The organism is Streptococcus oralis (assembly GCF_026782125.1).
GTDB classification, from domain to species: domain Bacteria; phylum Bacillota; class Bacilli; order Lactobacillales; family Streptococcaceae; genus Streptococcus; species Streptococcus oralis_CE.
In genome coordinates this window covers 279,608-294,306 of record NZ_JAKUVY010000002.1, presented here as the reverse complement: position 1 = coordinate 294,306, position 14,699 = coordinate 279,608, and the positions used below count along the sequence as shown (strand labels likewise).

General features: G+C 40.3%; 14 protein-coding genes. 10 read left to right on the top strand and 4 right to left on the bottom strand.

Annotation, left to right across the window (positions count from 1 at the left end):
• Positions 1-43: 43 nt before the first annotated feature.
• The 8 genes from lacA (at position 44) to lacG (ending at position 7,548) form a co-directional block, all read left to right on the top strand.
• A complete protein-coding gene (gene lacA, locus MK385_RS02905; protein ID WP_268725235.1) occupies positions 44-469 on the top strand; it encodes a galactose-6-phosphate isomerase subunit LacA in 426 nt (141 codons plus the stop codon).
• Positions 470-499: 30 nt separating this feature from the next.
• Positions 500-1,015: a galactose-6-phosphate isomerase subunit LacB gene (lacB, locus tag MK385_RS02900; RefSeq protein ID WP_084859982.1), complete on the top strand. Its 516-nt coding sequence runs from the start codon at positions 500-502 to the stop codon at positions 1,013-1,015.
• Between the two features lie 10 nt (positions 1,016-1,025).
• A complete protein-coding gene (locus tag MK385_RS02895) occupies positions 1,026-1,955 on the top strand; it encodes a tagatose-6-phosphate kinase (RefSeq protein WP_200730030.1) in 930 nt (309 codons plus the stop codon).
• Between the two features lies 1 nt (position 1,956).
• A complete protein-coding gene (lacD, locus tag MK385_RS02890) occupies positions 1,957-2,937 on the top strand; it encodes a tagatose-bisphosphate aldolase (RefSeq protein ID WP_268725234.1) in 981 nt (326 codons plus the stop codon).
• A gap of 236 nt (positions 2,938-3,173) precedes the next feature.
• The gene (locus tag MK385_RS02885) at positions 3,174-4,010 is read left to right on the top strand and encodes a PRD domain-containing protein (RefSeq protein WP_000285733.1); all 837 of its coding nucleotides are present in this window, start codon (positions 3,174-3,176) and stop codon (positions 4,008-4,010) included.
• Positions 4,011-4,045: 35 nt separating this feature from the next.
• A complete protein-coding gene (locus MK385_RS02880; RefSeq protein WP_001078328.1) occupies positions 4,046-4,363 on the top strand; it encodes a PTS lactose/cellobiose transporter subunit IIA in 318 nt (105 codons plus the stop codon).
• Positions 4,363-6,057, top strand: coding sequence for a lactose-specific PTS transporter subunit EIIC (locus tag MK385_RS02875; RefSeq protein WP_268725233.1), 1,695 nt, complete (start codon positions 4,363-4,365; stop codon positions 6,055-6,057). Before MK385_RS02880 ends, MK385_RS02875 begins: the two co-directional genes overlap by 1 nt.
• 84 nt (positions 6,058-6,141) lie before the next feature.
• Positions 6,142-7,548, top strand: a complete 1,407-nt coding sequence (gene lacG / locus MK385_RS02870) for a 6-phospho-beta-galactosidase (RefSeq protein ID WP_268725232.1) — start codon at positions 6,142-6,144, stop codon at positions 7,546-7,548.
• A 40-nt stretch (positions 7,549-7,588) separates the two neighbouring features.
• On the opposite strand, the gene MK385_RS02865 is transcribed toward lacG, so the two are convergent.
• The 4 genes from MK385_RS02865 to nrdH all read right to left on the bottom strand — a co-directional run bounded on the left by MK385_RS02865 (position 7,589) and on the right by nrdH (position 12,111).
• Positions 7,589-8,356: a DeoR/GlpR family DNA-binding transcription regulator gene (locus MK385_RS02865; RefSeq protein WP_000917580.1), complete on the bottom strand. Its 768-nt coding sequence runs from the start codon at positions 8,354-8,356 to the stop codon at positions 7,589-7,591.
• Positions 8,357-8,495: 139 nt separating this feature from the next.
• The gene (nrdF, locus tag MK385_RS02860) at positions 8,496-9,458 is read right to left on the bottom strand and encodes a class 1b ribonucleoside-diphosphate reductase subunit beta (protein WP_000451378.1); all 963 of its coding nucleotides are present in this window, start codon (positions 9,456-9,458) and stop codon (positions 8,496-8,498) included.
• 194 nt (positions 9,459-9,652) lie between these two features.
• A complete protein-coding gene (nrdE, locus tag MK385_RS02855; RefSeq protein WP_268725231.1) occupies positions 9,653-11,812 on the bottom strand; it encodes a class 1b ribonucleoside-diphosphate reductase subunit alpha in 2,160 nt (719 codons plus the stop codon).
• Between the two features lie 80 nt (positions 11,813-11,892).
• On the bottom strand, positions 11,893-12,111 hold the full coding sequence (gene nrdH, locus MK385_RS02850; protein ID WP_000259240.1) for a glutaredoxin-like protein NrdH: 219 nt from the start codon (positions 12,109-12,111) through the stop codon (positions 11,893-11,895).
• 362 nt (positions 12,112-12,473) lie between these two features.
• Here nrdH and MK385_RS02845 point away from each other — a divergent pair, with 362 nt between their 5' ends.
• Positions 12,474-12,737: a phosphocarrier protein HPr gene (locus MK385_RS02845; protein WP_000146948.1), complete on the top strand. Its 264-nt coding sequence runs from the start codon at positions 12,474-12,476 to the stop codon at positions 12,735-12,737.
• Positions 12,738-12,742: 5 nt separating this feature from the next.
• A complete protein-coding gene (ptsP, locus tag MK385_RS02840) occupies positions 12,743-14,476 on the top strand; it encodes a phosphoenolpyruvate--protein phosphotransferase (RefSeq protein WP_084921899.1) in 1,734 nt (577 codons plus the stop codon).
• Positions 14,477-14,699 lie beyond the last annotated feature (223 nt).

The following is a 14,699-nucleotide window of genomic DNA, read 5'->3' as shown; positions in this document are numbered from 1 at the left end:
AAAAGTCTTTACTAGCCTAGAAAAATAAAAAGGAGTATACAATATGTCTATTGTTATCGGTGCAGATACTGCAGGTTTGAGATTGAAAGAAGTTGTGAAAGACTTCTTGGAAAAAGAAAACTTCCACGTTGTGGATGTTACAGCTGAAGGTCAAGACTTTGTTGATGTGACTCTTGCTGTTGCTGCAGAAGTAAACAAAGAAGAACAAAACCTTGGTATCGTGGTTGATGCTTATGGTGCTGGTCCATTTATGGTCGCAACAAAAATCAAAGGAATGGTTGCTGCTGAAGTTTCTGATGAACGTTCAGCTTATATGACTCGTGGCCACAACAACTCACGTATGATCACTATGGGTGCACAACTTGTTGGTGATGAATTGGCGAAAAACATCGCTAAAGGTTTTGTTAACGGTAAATACGACGGTGGACGTCACCAAATTCGGGTTGATATGTTGAACAAAATGTGCTAATTAGATTACAGTAAGAAAGGTAAATTAAAAATGAGAATTGCAATCGGATGTGACCACATCGTAACAGATGAAAAAATGGCGGTTTCAGAATTTTTGAAATCAAAAGGATATGAAGTCATCGACTTTGGTACATATGACCACACACGTACTCACTACCCAATCTTTGGTAAAAAAGTAGGGGAAGCAGTTGTTAGCGGACAAGCTGATCTTGGGGTATGTATCTGTGGTACTGGTGTTGGTATCAACAACGCTGTTAACAAAGTTCCAGGTGTACGCTCTGCCTTGGTTCGTGATATGACAACAGCTCTTTATGCAAAAGAACAATTGAACGCCAACGTTATTGGTTTTGGTGGTAAAATCACTGGTGAATTGCTCATGTGCGACATCATTGAAGCTTTCATCAATGCTGAATACAAACCATCAGAAGAAAACAAAAAATTGATCGCTAAAATTGAGCACGTTGAAACTCACAATGCTCATCAAGCAGATGCAAACTTCTTTACAGAATTCCTTGAAAAATGGGATCGCGGTGAATACCACGACTAAGAGGTGACGCATGATTTTAACAGTCACAATGAATCCATCCATCGATATTTCCTATCCTTTGGATGAATTAAAAATTGACACTGTCAACCGCGTGGTGGACGTGACCAAGACAGCTGGTGGTAAAGGTCTCAATGTTACACGAGTTCTTTCAGAATTTGGTGATTCTGTTGTTGCTACTGGTTTGGTCGGTGGTAAACTTGGTGAGTTTTTGGTAGAGCATATCGATGATAAAGTAACGAAACGTTTCTTCTCCATTCAAGGAGAGACTCGTAACTGTATCGCTATTCTGCACGGTGACAACCAAACAGAAATCCTTGAAAAAGGTCCCGAAGTTCTGGAACAAGAAGGGCAAGATTTCTTGGCTCATTTCGAAAATCTCCTTGACACTGTGGAAGTAGTTGCTATCTCTGGTAGCCTGCCAGCAGGTCTTCCAGTTGACTACTATGCAAGCTTAGTAGAACTTGCTAATCGCAAAGGAAAACCAGTTGTTCTAGATTGCTCAGGTGCAGCACTTCAGGCAGTTCTTGAATCACCACACAAACCAACAGTTATTAAACCAAATAACGAAGAATTGTCTCAGCTTCTTGGGAAAGAAGTTTCTGAGGATTTGGATGAATTAAAAGAAGTTCTTCAAGAGCCTCTATTTGCAGGGATTGAGTGGATTATCGTGTCACTTGGTGCAAATGGTGCTTTTGCAAAACATGGTGACACTTTCTACAAAGTAGATATTCCTAGAATTCAAGTTGTCAATCCTGTTGGATCTGGTGATTCTACTGTGGCAGGGATTTCATCAGGACTTCTTCATAAGGAATCGGATGCAGAACTCCTCATCAAGGCAAATGTCCTTGGTATGCTTAATGCTCAAGAAAAAATGACAGGTCATGTGAATATGGCCAACTATCAAGCTCTATATGATCAATTAATAGTAAAAGAGGTATAAAATGGCTTTAACAGAACAAAAACGTGCACGCTTAGAAAAACTCTCTGACGAGAACGGCATTATCTCAGCCCTTGCCTTTGACCAACGTGGTGCTTTGAAACGCCTCATGGCTCAATACCAAACAGAAGAACCAACAGTGGCTCAAATGGAAGAACTCAAAGTCTTGGTTGCAGATGAATTGACTAAATACGCTTCTTCTATGCTTCTTGACCCAGAGTATGGTCTTCCAGCTACTAAAGCCCTTGATCCAAATGCCGGCCTTCTCCTAGCTTATGAGAAAACTGGCTATGACACAACTAGCACTAAACGCTTGCCTGACTGCTTGGATGTTTGGTCTGCAAAACGCATCAAAGAACAAGGCGCTGACGCTGTTAAGTTCTTGCTTTACTATGACGTAGACAGCGCTGACGAACTAAACCAACAAAAACAAGCCTATATCGAACGCATCGGTTCAGAGTGTGTGGCAGAAGACATTCCTTTCTTCCTTGAGATCTTGGCTTACGATGAAAAGATTGCTGATGCAGGTTCAGCAGAATACGCAAAAGTGAAGCCACACAAGGTTATTGGTGCTATGAAGGTCTTCTCAGACCCACGCTTTAACATCGATGTCTTGAAAGTAGAAGTTCCAGTCAACGTCAAATACGTTGAAGGATTTGGTGAAGGTGAAATCGTGCATACACGTGAAGAAGCGGCAGCTTTCTTCAAAGCGCAAGACGAAGCAACAAATCTTCCTTACATCTACTTAAGTGCAGGTGTATCAGCTAAACTCTTCCAAGATACTCTTGTATTTGCTCACGAATCAGGCGCAAACTTCAACGGTGTTCTTTGCGGCCGTGCAACTTGGGCTGGATCAGTTGAAGCCTACATCAAAGATGGTGAGGCAGCAGCTCGTGAATGGCTACGCACAACTGGATTTGAGAACATTGACGAACTCAACAAGGTTCTTCAAACAACAGCAACTTCATGGACTGAACGTGTATAAGTTTCCCCCCTAATCTTAGGAACATTGATCTAAATAAAAATTTTAAAAAAAGTTGAATGTAAAGGTTTACAAAAAAACTTACTTGTGCTATACTTAAATCACAAGTTAATACAAGGTGAGTGTTACTAAGTAATATTAGGCATGATCACAGGTGAATTAGAAATCAAAAGATTTTCTAGTTCATTTGTGGTCATTTTTTATACTCATATACCATTAAGAGATAAAAGGAGGTTGCCATGTATCGAATTCTAAATCCAATGAATCACAACGTCTCTCTTGTCAGAAATGATAAGGGAGAAGAAGTGATTGTGATTGGTAAGGGGATTGCATTTGGGAAAAAGAAGGGGGATTTAATTTCTGAAGATCAAGTTGAGAAAATCTTTCGGATGAAGACAGAGGAGTCTAGGGAAAACTTTATGGCTCTCCTCAAAGATGTTCCGCTTGATTTTATCACAGTGACTTATGAAATCATTGATAAGCTATCAAAGAAATATCATTATCCGATTCAAGAGTATCTCTACGTAACCTTGACAGATCATATTTACTGCTCTTACCAAGCTCTAGCACAAGGAAGGTACAAGGATAGTAATCTGCCAGATATTTCCACTAAGTATCCTGTCGCTTTTCAAATCGCAAAGGAAGCCTTTGAAATCTATCGTCAGAAGTTGACAGAAAATTTCCCTGAAGACGAAATTATTCGGATTGCTTATCATTTTATCAATGCCGAAGGTGAGAATGAAGTGGAAGTTGTTGAGTCGATTGATAAGAGGAAAGAAATTCTCAGGAATGTTGAAGAAGTGCTAAAGGGTTATGCAATTCAACGAACCAAAGAGAATAATCATTTCTATGATCGTTTTATGATTCATCTCAACTATTTTTTGGATTATTTAGACCGTTCCAGAGATGATAATCAATCACTTCTGGATATGGAAGATCATATTAAACAATCCTATCCAAAAGCGTTCGAGATTGGTTCCAAGATCTATGATGTGATTACGCAACATACGGGTCTTGATTTGTATAAAAGTGAACGAGTTTATCTAGTTCTACATATCCAACGTTTATTGTCATAAAAATTTAATTAAAAATACATAAGGAGAATTCTATCATGAATAGAGAAGAAGTAACATTGTTAGGTTTTGAAATCGTAGCCTATGCTGGCGATGCTCGTTCAAAACTATTGGAAGCCTTGAAGGCTGCTGAAGCTGGCGATTTTGCGAAAGCTGATACTCTCGTAGAGGAAGCTGGTGGTTGCATCGCTGAGGCTCATCACGCGCAAACAAGTCTATTAACTAAGGAAGCTTCAGGTGAGGACTTAGCCTATAGTGTAACCATGATGCACGGTCAGGATCACTTGATGACAACTATCTTGTTAAAAGATTTGATGCACCATTTAATCGAACTCTACAAGAGAGGAGTTAAGTAATGAATAAATTAATTGCTTTTATCGAGAAAGGAAAGCCTTTCTTTGAAAAACTGTCTCGTAATATCTACCTTCGTGCCATTCGAGATGGTTTCATTGCTGGAATGCCAGTTATTCTCTTCTCAAGTATCTTTATCTTGATTGCTTTTGTACCAAACTCATGGGGCTTTAAATGGTCTGATGAAGTTGTTAATCTCCTTATGAAACCTTATAGCTATTCAATGGGGATTCTAGCTCTCTTGGTAGCTGGTACAACAGCTAAGTCATTGACCGACTCAGTAAACCGTAGCATGGAGAAAACCAACCAAATCAACTATATGTCGACACTTTTGGCTGCGATTGTTGGTTTGTTGATGTTGGCAGCTGATCCGATTGAAGGTGGCTTTGCGACAGGTTTCCTTGGGACAAAAGGTTTGCTTTCAGCCTTTCTTGCTGCCTTTGTTACTGTAGCAATCTATAAGGTTTGTGTTAAGAACAACGTCACTATTCGCATGCCTGACGAAGTTCCACCAAATATCTCACAAGTCTTTAAAGATGTGATTCCATTCACTCTATCAGTCGTTTCTCTTTATGCTCTTGATTTACTAGCTCGTCATTTTGTTGGTGCAAGTGTAGCTGAATCAATCGGTAAATTCTTTGCACCATTATTCTCTGCTGCTGATGGTTATTTAGGTATTACGATTATCTTTGGTGCCTTTGCCTTCTTCTGGTTTGTTGGTATCCATGGACCATCTATCGTTGAACCAGCAATCGCAGCTATTACCTATGCAAATGCCGAAGTCAACTTGAATCTTCTCCAACAAGGGATGCACGCTGACAAGATTCTTACTTCTGGTACACAAATGTTTATCGTTACCATGGGTGGTACTGGTGCGACACTGGTTGTTCCATTCATGTTCATGTGGTTGACCAAATCGAAACGAAATCGTGCAATCGGACGAGCGTCAGTAGTTCCAACTTTCTTTGGTGTTAATGAACCAATCTTGTTTGGTGCACCGCTTGTCTTGAATCCAATCTTCTTTATTCCATTTATCTTTGCGCCAATTGCCAACGTATGGATCTTTAAATTCTTCATTGAAACGCTTGGCATGAACTCATTTACTGCCAACCTTCCTTGGACAACACCAGGACCGCTCGGTATTGTTCTCGGTACAAACTTCCAATTCTTGTCATTTGTACTTGCTGCTTTGTTAATTCTTGTTGACGTAGCCATTTACTATCCATTCCTCAAGGTTTATGATGAACAAATTCTTGAAGAAGAGCGTTCAGGTAAAGCCAATGATGAATTGAAAGAAAAAGTAGCAGCAAACTTCAATACAGCTAAAGCGGATGCGATTCTTGAAAAAGCGGGTGTAGAAGCAGCGCAAAACACAATCACTGAGGAAACAAATGTTCTCGTTCTCTGTGCAGGAGGAGGTACAAGTGGTCTCCTTGCAAATGCTCTAAACAAGGCAGCTGCGGAGTACAAGGTTCCTGTTAAAGCAGCAGCTGGTGGCTATGGTGCTCACCGTGAAATGTTGCCTGAGTTTGATCTGGTTATCCTTGCTCCTCAAGTAGCTTCAAACTTTGAAGACATGAAGGCCGAAACTGACAAGCTTGGTATTAAACTTGCCAAGACAGAAGGTGGTCAATACATTAAACTGACTCGTGATGGAAAAGGTGCTCTTGCCTTTGTTCAAGCGCAGTTTGAAGAATAAAAGGTAAAGAGCAAAGAAGTGAGATGGAGGAATTCCTCCCGACTCTATCTCCATCTCATTTCTATTTCTTGAAAGGTGAATCAAATGACAAAAACACTTCCAAAAGACTTTATTTTTGGCGGGGCAACAGCAGCCTATCAAGCAGAAGGTGCGACCAATACTGATGGTAAAGGACCAGTTGCCTGGGACAAATACCTCAAAGATAACTACTGGTACACTGCTGAACCAGCCAGTGATTTCTATCACAAATACCCAGTTGACCTCAAACTAGCAGAAGAGTATGGTGTCAATGGTATCCGTATTTCAATCGCTTGGTCACGTATCTTTCCAACTGGTTATGGGAAGGTTAATGACAAGGGAGTTGAGTTCTATCACAAGTTGTTTGCAGAATGTCACAAGCGGCATGTTGAGCCCTTTGTAACTCTTCATCACTTTGATACGCCAGAAGCTCTACATTCAAATGGAGACTTCTTAAACCGTGAAAACATTGAACACTTTGTGGATTATGCGGCCTTCTGTTTTGAAGAATTTCCTGAAGTTAACTTTTGGACAACCTTTAATGAAATTGGGCCGATAGGAGATGGTCAGTATTTAGTTGGGAAATTCCCTCCAGGTATTCAGTACGACCTTGCCAAAGTCTTTCAATCTCATCACAATATGATGGTGTCACATGCGCGTGCAGTCAAGCTATATAAAGATAAAGGCTATAAAGGGGAAATTGGTGTGGTTCACGCCCTACCTACTAAGTATCCTCTGGATCCTGAAAATCCTGCAGATGTTCGTGCAGCTGAGTTGGAAGATATCATCCACAATAAATTTATTTTGGATGCAACTTATCTTGGACGATATTCCGAAGAAACCATGGAAGGTGTCAACCATATCTTATCCGTCAATGGTGGAAACTTAGATTTGCGTGAAGAAGACTTCGCAGTCCTAGAAGCTGCAAAAGACTTGAACGACTTCCTAGGAATTAACTATTACATGAGTGACTGGATGGAAGCCTTTGATGGAGAAACTGAGATCATCCACAATGGTAAAGGGGAGAAAGGAAGCTCTAAGTACCAAATCAAAGGTGTTGGTCGTCGTGTAGCTCCTGATTATGTACCACGTACGGATTGGGATTGGATTATCTACCCTCAAGGTTTGTATGACCAAATTATGCGCGTGAAGAAAGATTATCCTAACTACAAGAAGATTTACATCACTGAAAATGGCCTCGGCTATAAAGATGAGTTTGTGGATGGAACAGTCTACGATGATGGGCGGATTGATTATGTTAAGAAACATATGGAAGTGATTGCAGATGCAATCACTGATGGAGCCAAAGTCAAAGGCTACTTTATCTGGTCGCTGATGGATGTCTTTTCTTGGTCAAATGGCTATGAAAAGCGTTATGGCCTCTTCTATGTTGATTTTGAAACCCAGGAGCGTTATCCTAAGAAATCAGCTCACTGGTACAAGAAACTAGCTGAGACACAACTTATTGAATAAAATTCAACAAAAATTCCCCGCCACAAAGGCAGGGGAATTTTTATGGTTTTGATAAAAGAATGGTTGTTTGTTTCGACAGCTCTTCAAATGTCTCCTGACTCAGTTTGGCATCTGAAACGATGGTATCAATCTCTGAGATATTGTAGAAGGTGTAAAAATCAAACTTATTAAACTTGCTGTGGTCTGCCAGTAAGTATTTTTTATTGGCATTGTTCAAGGCGATTCGTTGTACCTCGCCCTCTTCTTCACTGAAAGTAGCAATTGCCTTATCCTTAATACCATTACAGCTTACAAAAGCTTTAGAAAACTGAAGATTGGCTAAATCCTGCAGGGTAAGTGTTCCCACAAAAGCTCCAGTGATAGAGCGATAATTTCCACCAATCAAAATCAAATCTGTTAGTTTTCGTTCGTTTAGGATGAGAAAGACTGGAAGACTGTTTGTTACAACACGAATATTATCAATTGGGAGCTCACGAGCAAAACATTCTAAGGTTGTTCCTGGCCCGATAAAAATAGTTTCACCTTCGTCAATCAAATGACCAGCAAAACGGCTAATTTCTTGTTTTTCAGCAATCTGCAAGCCTTGTTTTTCAACGTTTGAGCGTTCGTTGTTTAAGAGAGAACCTGTACGAAGTTTTTCAGCGCCACCATGCACACGGACCAGCAAATCCTTGTCTGCCAATTCTTGTAAGTAGCGGCGAGCTGTCATATCTGACACATCAAGACTCTCCATAATCTCTTTTACAGTAATAGTGCCTTTTGTGTTTACTGCTTCTAGAATACTATCTAGTTTTTCTTGCTTTAGCATCCTTATCACCTCGATTTCTACTATTATTATCTTACCATAAAACGCTCAATCAATCAAATAGAAAAAAACAAAATAAAACAAAAACAAAAATATCATGGTTGTTTTAAACAAACCATGATATTTTGAATGATTGGCCAAATTAGTCTAAACCGTAGTTGTAATCCTCGTCTTGCATGGCTTCAACTTCACCAAGGAGGTAACCATTTCCGACTTGAGAGAAGAAGTCGTGATTAGAAGTTCCTGTTGAGATTCCGTTCATAACGATTGGGTTGACATCATCAGCTGAATCTGGGAAGAGTGGATCTTGTCCTAGGTTCATAAGAGCCTTATTGGCATTGTAACGAAGGAAAGTTTTAACTTCCTCAGTCCAGCCAACACCGTCATAGAGGCTTTCTGTATAGCCCTCTTCGTTTTCGTAGAGAGTGTAGAGCAGGTCGTACATCCATTCTTTGAGCTTTTCTTGCTCTTCTTCAGGTAATTCATTGAAACCAAGTTGGAATTTGTAACCAATGTAAGTTCCGTGAACAGACTCATCACGGATGATCAGTTTGATGATTTCTGCAACGTTGGCCAGTTTGTTGTTACCGAGATAGTAGAGGGGCGTAAAGAAACCAGAGTAGAAGAGGAAGGTTTCAAGGAAAACGCTGGCAACCTTCTTTTCTAGAGGGCTACCATTGAGATAGATTTCATTGATAATTTCCGCTTTTCTTTGTAGGTAGGGGTTAGTGTTGGTCCATTCAAAGATTTCTTCGATTTCAGCCTTGGTATTCAAGGTTGAAAAGATAGAAGAGTAAGATTTTGCGTGGACAGATTCCATAAACTGGATGTTGTTGAAAACAGCTTCCTCATGCGGTGTACGGATGTCTGAGCGAAGTGCTTGAACCCCTGTTTCAGATTGCATGGTGTCCAAAAGGGTCAAACCACCAAAGACTTTTCCAACCAAGTCTTTTTCTTTGTTTGATAGTTTTCTCCAGTCGTCTAGGTCATTTGACAAGGGGATACGCGTATCGAGCCAGAATTGCTCTGTCAGCTTTTCCCAAGTTGATTTGTCGATGACATCTTCGATGGCATTCCAGTTAATGGCTTTGTAGTAAGTTTCCATTTGAAATCTCTTTCTGTATGTAATAATGCGATTGCCGAATCATCTCTATTTTATCATAGTCTGAGAAGAGTATCGCACAAAAAGTCGGAAACCCGACTTTTTAGTTTTTCATAGTATTTAAGATACTTATCAAGTTTTGTCTGGCGGTTAACTTAATCAGTAGTCTGAGAAAACGTGGCTGCCTCAGATAAAAATTAAATCACACAGCTTTCACATTGGTTAGCACCGACTTCTCCACCATCGTCTGTAAAGGTACGGACGTAGTAGATAGACTTGATACCCTTGTTAAAGGCATAGTTACGAAGGATAGATAGGTCACGTGTCGTTTGTTTGTTTTCTTTCTTCCATTCGTAAAGACCTTTTGGAATGTCGCTACGCATGAAGAGGGTGAGTGAAAGCCCTTGGTCCACGTGCTCAGTCGCAGCAGCGTAAACATCAATCACCTTACGCATATCCATGTCGTAAGCAGAAGTGTAGTAAGGGATAGTATCTGTTGACAAACCTGCAGCAGGATAGTAGATTTTACCGATTTTCTTCTCTTGGCGTTCTTCAATGCGTTGCGTAATCGGGTGGATAGATGCAGAAACATCGTTGATGTAACTGATAGAACCATTTGGAGCTACAGCAAGGCGGTTTTGGTGATAAAGACCATCTGCTTGAACCTTTTCGCGAAGTTCAGCCCAATCAGCAGCACTTGGAATAAAGACATCTTTGAAGAGTTCTTTAACACGGTCTGATTTTGGAACAAATTCGCCTGTCACGTACTTGTCGAAGTAGCTTCCGTTAGCATAGTCTGATTTTTCAAAGTTGTGGAAGGTGATACCACGTTCACGCGCTATGTTATTAGATTCTACCAAGGTCCAGTAGTTCATAAGCATAAAGTAGATGCTTGTGAATTCAACTGACTCAGGTGATCCGTATTCGATGAGTTGTTGGGCAAGGTAACTATGAAGCCCCATGGCACCAAGACCAAAGGTGTGAGCCAAACTGTTTCCGTGGTCGATAGTAGGGACAGCTACGATGTGTGAACTATCTGTAACGAAAGTCAAAGCACGAACCATAGCACGGATAGAACGACCAAAGTCAGGTGAGGTCATCATGTTGACCACGTTGGTTGAACCAAGGTTACATGAAACGTCCGTTCCCATTTGAAGGAATTCTTGAGCATCGTTGATCAAACTTGGTTCTTGAACTTGAAGAATCTCAGAACACAAGTTACTCATGATAATCTTTCCATAAACAGGATTCGCACGGTTAGCCGTATCGATGTTGACTACATATGGATAGCCAGATTCTTGTTGCAATTTAGAGATTTCCGTTTCCAAATCACGCGCCTTGATTTTTGTCTTGCGGATATTTGGATTTGCTACTAATTCATCATATTTTTCAGTGATATCGATATAGTTGAATGGCACGCCATACTCAAGCTCTACAGAGTAAGGGCTGAAGAGGTACATTTCTTCATTTTTACGGGCCAATTCGTAGAATTTATCGGGTACCACAACTCCAAGTGAGAGGGTCTTCACACGAACTTTTTCATCGGCATTTTCTTTCTTAGTGGAAAGGAAGGCGATGATATCTGGGTGAAAGACGTTGAGATATACTACACCAGCCCCTTGACGTTGCCCCAATTGGTTAGAGTAAGAGAAACTGTCTTCGAAGAGTTTCATAACTGGAACGACACCAGAAGCGGCTCCTTCATAACCTTTGATAGGTGCACCTGCTTCACGAAGGTTACTGAGGGTAATTCCCACACCACCCCCGATACGAGAAAGTTGAAGGGCAGAGTTGATGGAACGTCCAATAGAGTTCATATCATCCGTCACTTGGATCAAGAAGCAAGATACCAACTCTCCACGACGCGCACGACCAGCATTCAAGAAGGAAGGAGTAGCAGGTTGGTAGCGTTGGTGGATGATTTCATTGGCAATATCAATCGCAACAGCTTCATCACCATCAGCAAAATAAAGTGCGTTAAAGAAGACACGGTCTTCCATGCTTTCAAGATAGTATTCCCCATCGTTAGTCTTCAAGGCATATTGATTGTAAAACTTATAGGCAGCCATGAAAGACTTGAATTGGAAGTTTTGATCTTTAATAAATTGAGACAATTCTTCCAAGAATTCTGGGCGGTATTTCTTGATAAATGCTGTTTCAATGTAGTTGTGTTCAATGAGGTAGTTGATTTTATCAGTGATTGAATCAAAAACCATTGTATTTGGTACTACATTTTCTTTAAAGAAGGCATCCAAGGCTTCTTTATCTTTATGAAGCATGATTTGTCCATTAACAGGACGGTTGATTTCGTTATTGAGACGGAAGTAAGTTACGTCCTCAAGATGTTTTAATCCCATAAAATTTCCTTTATCTAATTACAAAAGAAAGGCCTCTAAGTTAGCCCTAGAAGCAATCTCTTCTGGATGATGTACTAAGATTATGCTAATTGTTTCAGTTTTCCTGGTTGGAAGCCTGAAAAGACTTCAGTTGGTGTTTGGATAACAGGAGCTGCGCTGAAACCGAGCTCTTTAACTTGATCGATGTACTCTGGTTGCTCGTCGAGATTGATCTCACGATAAGCGACATTGTTGCTGTCCAAGAAACGTTTGGTCATCTTACATTGGACACAGTTGTTTTTAGAATAAACGGTTACCATTTTCGTAACTCCTCTTTCAAAATAGATTACTTTCTTAGTATATCAGAAAAAAAAACTTTGTCAAACTTTTTAAACTAAATCTTGTGCTAAAAAGTTACAGTTTCAAAAACAAAGCACAATATATAGTGTTTTGTCAGAGTGTAAAATTGGGTTTTCATTGAACTATCAAAGTTTATCAAAACAAAAAAACTATATACTGTATATTGGTAAGATAAATAGAAGATTTTCAGCAAGTTATCAGAAAGGAAATAGAAGAAAGTCCATAAAACACTTGAAAAATTATCTAGAAGGTGATATAATACAGTCTTGTAAGGGTTATCACATATAATCCAAAAAAGAAATAACTAAAGGAGAGTCAAACTATGGCTTCTAAAGATTTCCACGTAGTGGCAGAAACAGGTATTCACGCACGTCCAGCAACATTGTTGGTTCAAACAGCTAGCAAATTTGCTTCAGATATCACTCTTGAATACAAAGGTAAATCAGTAAACCTTAAATCTATCATGGGTGTTATGAGTCTTGGTGTTGGCCAAGGTGCTGACGTTACAATTTCAGCTGAAGGTGCAGATGCTGACGACGCAATCGCTGCTATCACTGAAACTATGGAAAAAGAAGGATTGGCATAAGGAAAATGACAGAAATGCTTAAAGGAATCGCAGCATCTGATGGTGTTGCAGTTGCAAAAGCATATCTACTCGTTCAACCGGATTTGTCATTTGAGACTATTACAGTCGAAGATACAAACGCAGAAGAAGCTCGCCTTGATGCCGCTCTACAGGCATCACAAGACGAGCTTTCTGTTATTCGTGAGAAAGCAGTAGGTACGCTCGGTGAAGAAGCTGCTCAAGTATTTGACGCTCACTTAATGGTTCTTGCTGACCCAGAAATGATCAGCCAAATCAAGGAAACAATCCGTGCCAAGAAAGTGAATGCAGAGGCAGGTCTGAAAGAAGTTACAGACATGTTTATCACTATCTTTGAAGGTATGGAAGACAACCCATACATGCAAGAACGTGCGGCGGATATCCGCGACGTGACGAAACGTGTATTGGCTAACCTCCTTGGTAAAAAATTGCCAAACCCAGCTTCTATCAATGAAGAAGTGATCGTGATTGCGCATGACTTGACTCCTTCAGATACAGCTCAATTGGACAAAAACTTTGTAAAAGCTTTTGTAACCAACATTGGTGGACGTACAAGCCACTCAGCTATCATGGCACGTACACTTGAAATTGCTGCTGTATTGGGTACAAACAACATCACTGAAATCGTTAAAGACGGTGACATTCTCGCTGTTAACGGTATCACAGGTGAGGTTATTATCAACCCAACTGATGAGCAAGCTGCTGAATTCAAGTCTGCTGGTGAAGCTTATGCGAAGCAAAAAGCTGAATGGGCGCTCTTGAAAGATGCTAAAACAGTAACTGCGGATGGTAAACACTTTGAATTGGCTGCCAACATCGGTACTCCAAAAGACGTGGAAGGTGTCAATGACAACGGTGCTGAAGCTGTTGGTCTTTACCGTACAGAGTTCTTGTATATGGATTCTCAAGACTTCCCAACTGAAGATGAGCAGTACGAAGCTTACAAGGCTGTACTTGAAGGAATGAACGGTAAACCTGTTGTCGTTCGTACAATGGATATCGGTGGAGATAAGGAACTTCCTTACTTCGATATGCCTCACGAAATGAACCCATTCCTTGGATTCCGTGCCCTTCGTATCTCTATCTCTGAGACTGGAGATGCTATGTTCCGCACACAAATCCGTGCCCTTCTTCGTGCGTCTGTTCACGGTCAATTGCGTATCATGTTCCCAATGGTTGCGCTCTTGAAAGAATTCCGTGCAGCGAAAGCAGTCTTTGACGAAGAAAAAGCAAACCTTCTTGCTGAAGGTGTTGCAGTTGCGGATAATATCCAAGTTGGTATCATGATCGAAATCCCAGCAGCAGCAATGCTTGCAGACCAATTTGCTAAAGAAGTTGACTTCTTCTCAATTGGTACAAACGACTTGATCCAATACACAATGGCAGCAGACCGTATGAACGAACAAGTTTCATACCTTTACCAACCATACAACCCATCAATCCTTCGTTTGATTAACAACGTTATCAAAGCAGCTCATGCTGAAGGTAAATGGGCAGGTATGTGTGGTGAGATGGCTGGTGACCAACAAGCTGTTCCACTTCTTGTAGGAATGGGCTTGGATGAGTTCTCTATGTCAGCAACATCAGTACTTCGTACACGTAGCTTGATGAAGAAACTTGATACAGCTAAGATGGAAGAGTACGCAAACCGTGCCCTTACAGAATGCTCAACAATGGAAGAAGTTCTTGAACTTCAAAAAGAATACGTTAATTTTGATTAATCGAAAAGTCCCTGCAACTCAGTTGCAGGGATTTTTTTATATTTTAAAAAGAATTTTCAAGAAAATCTTTCTTATAGAAAGTCCAATCTTGAAAAAGTAGTGGTCAGAACAAAAAATACTTAACTGGTTCATAAAATCCTTGACAAGTTGGAGATTTAGGAGTAAACTATTAACCAGTTAAGTAACAGAGGGGAGTTTCTGCAATTTAGAAATGAATTGCAAC

What these genes read in the sequence shown, in the direction of transcription:
- lacA (WP_268725235.1), top strand. Translation starts at nt 44, where the DNA reads ATGTCTATTGTTATCGGTGCAGATACTGCAGGTTTGAGATTGAAAGAA.
- lacB (WP_084859982.1), top strand. Translation starts at nt 500, where the DNA reads ATGAGAATTGCAATCGGATGTGACCACATCGTAACAGATGAAAAAATG.
- MK385_RS02895 (WP_200730030.1), top strand. Translation starts at nt 1,026, where the DNA reads ATGATTTTAACAGTCACAATGAATCCATCCATCGATATTTCCTATCCT.
- lacD (WP_268725234.1), top strand. Translation starts at nt 1,957, where the DNA reads ATGGCTTTAACAGAACAAAAACGTGCACGCTTAGAAAAACTCTCTGAC.
- MK385_RS02885 (WP_000285733.1), top strand. Translation starts at nt 3,174, where the DNA reads ATGTATCGAATTCTAAATCCAATGAATCACAACGTCTCTCTTGTCAGA.
- MK385_RS02880 (WP_001078328.1), top strand. Translation starts at nt 4,046, where the DNA reads ATGAATAGAGAAGAAGTAACATTGTTAGGTTTTGAAATCGTAGCCTAT.
- MK385_RS02875 (WP_268725233.1), top strand. Translation starts at nt 4,363, where the DNA reads ATGAATAAATTAATTGCTTTTATCGAGAAAGGAAAGCCTTTCTTTGAA.
- lacG (WP_268725232.1), top strand. Translation starts at nt 6,142, where the DNA reads ATGACAAAAACACTTCCAAAAGACTTTATTTTTGGCGGGGCAACAGCA.
- MK385_RS02865 (WP_000917580.1), bottom strand. Translation starts at nt 8,356, where the DNA reads ATGCTAAAGCAAGAAAAACTAGATAGTATTCTAGAAGCAGTAAACACA.
- nrdF (WP_000451378.1), bottom strand. Translation starts at nt 9,458, where the DNA reads ATGGAAACTTACTACAAAGCCATTAACTGGAATGCCATCGAAGATGTC.
- nrdE (WP_268725231.1), bottom strand. Translation starts at nt 11,812, where the DNA reads ATGGGATTAAAACATCTTGAGGACGTAACTTACTTCCGTCTCAATAAC.
- nrdH (WP_000259240.1), bottom strand. Translation starts at nt 12,111, where the DNA reads ATGGTAACCGTTTATTCTAAAAACAACTGTGTCCAATGTAAGATGACC.
- MK385_RS02845 (WP_000146948.1), top strand. Translation starts at nt 12,474, where the DNA reads ATGGCTTCTAAAGATTTCCACGTAGTGGCAGAAACAGGTATTCACGCA.
- ptsP (WP_084921899.1), top strand. Translation starts at nt 12,743, where the DNA reads ATGACAGAAATGCTTAAAGGAATCGCAGCATCTGATGGTGTTGCAGTT.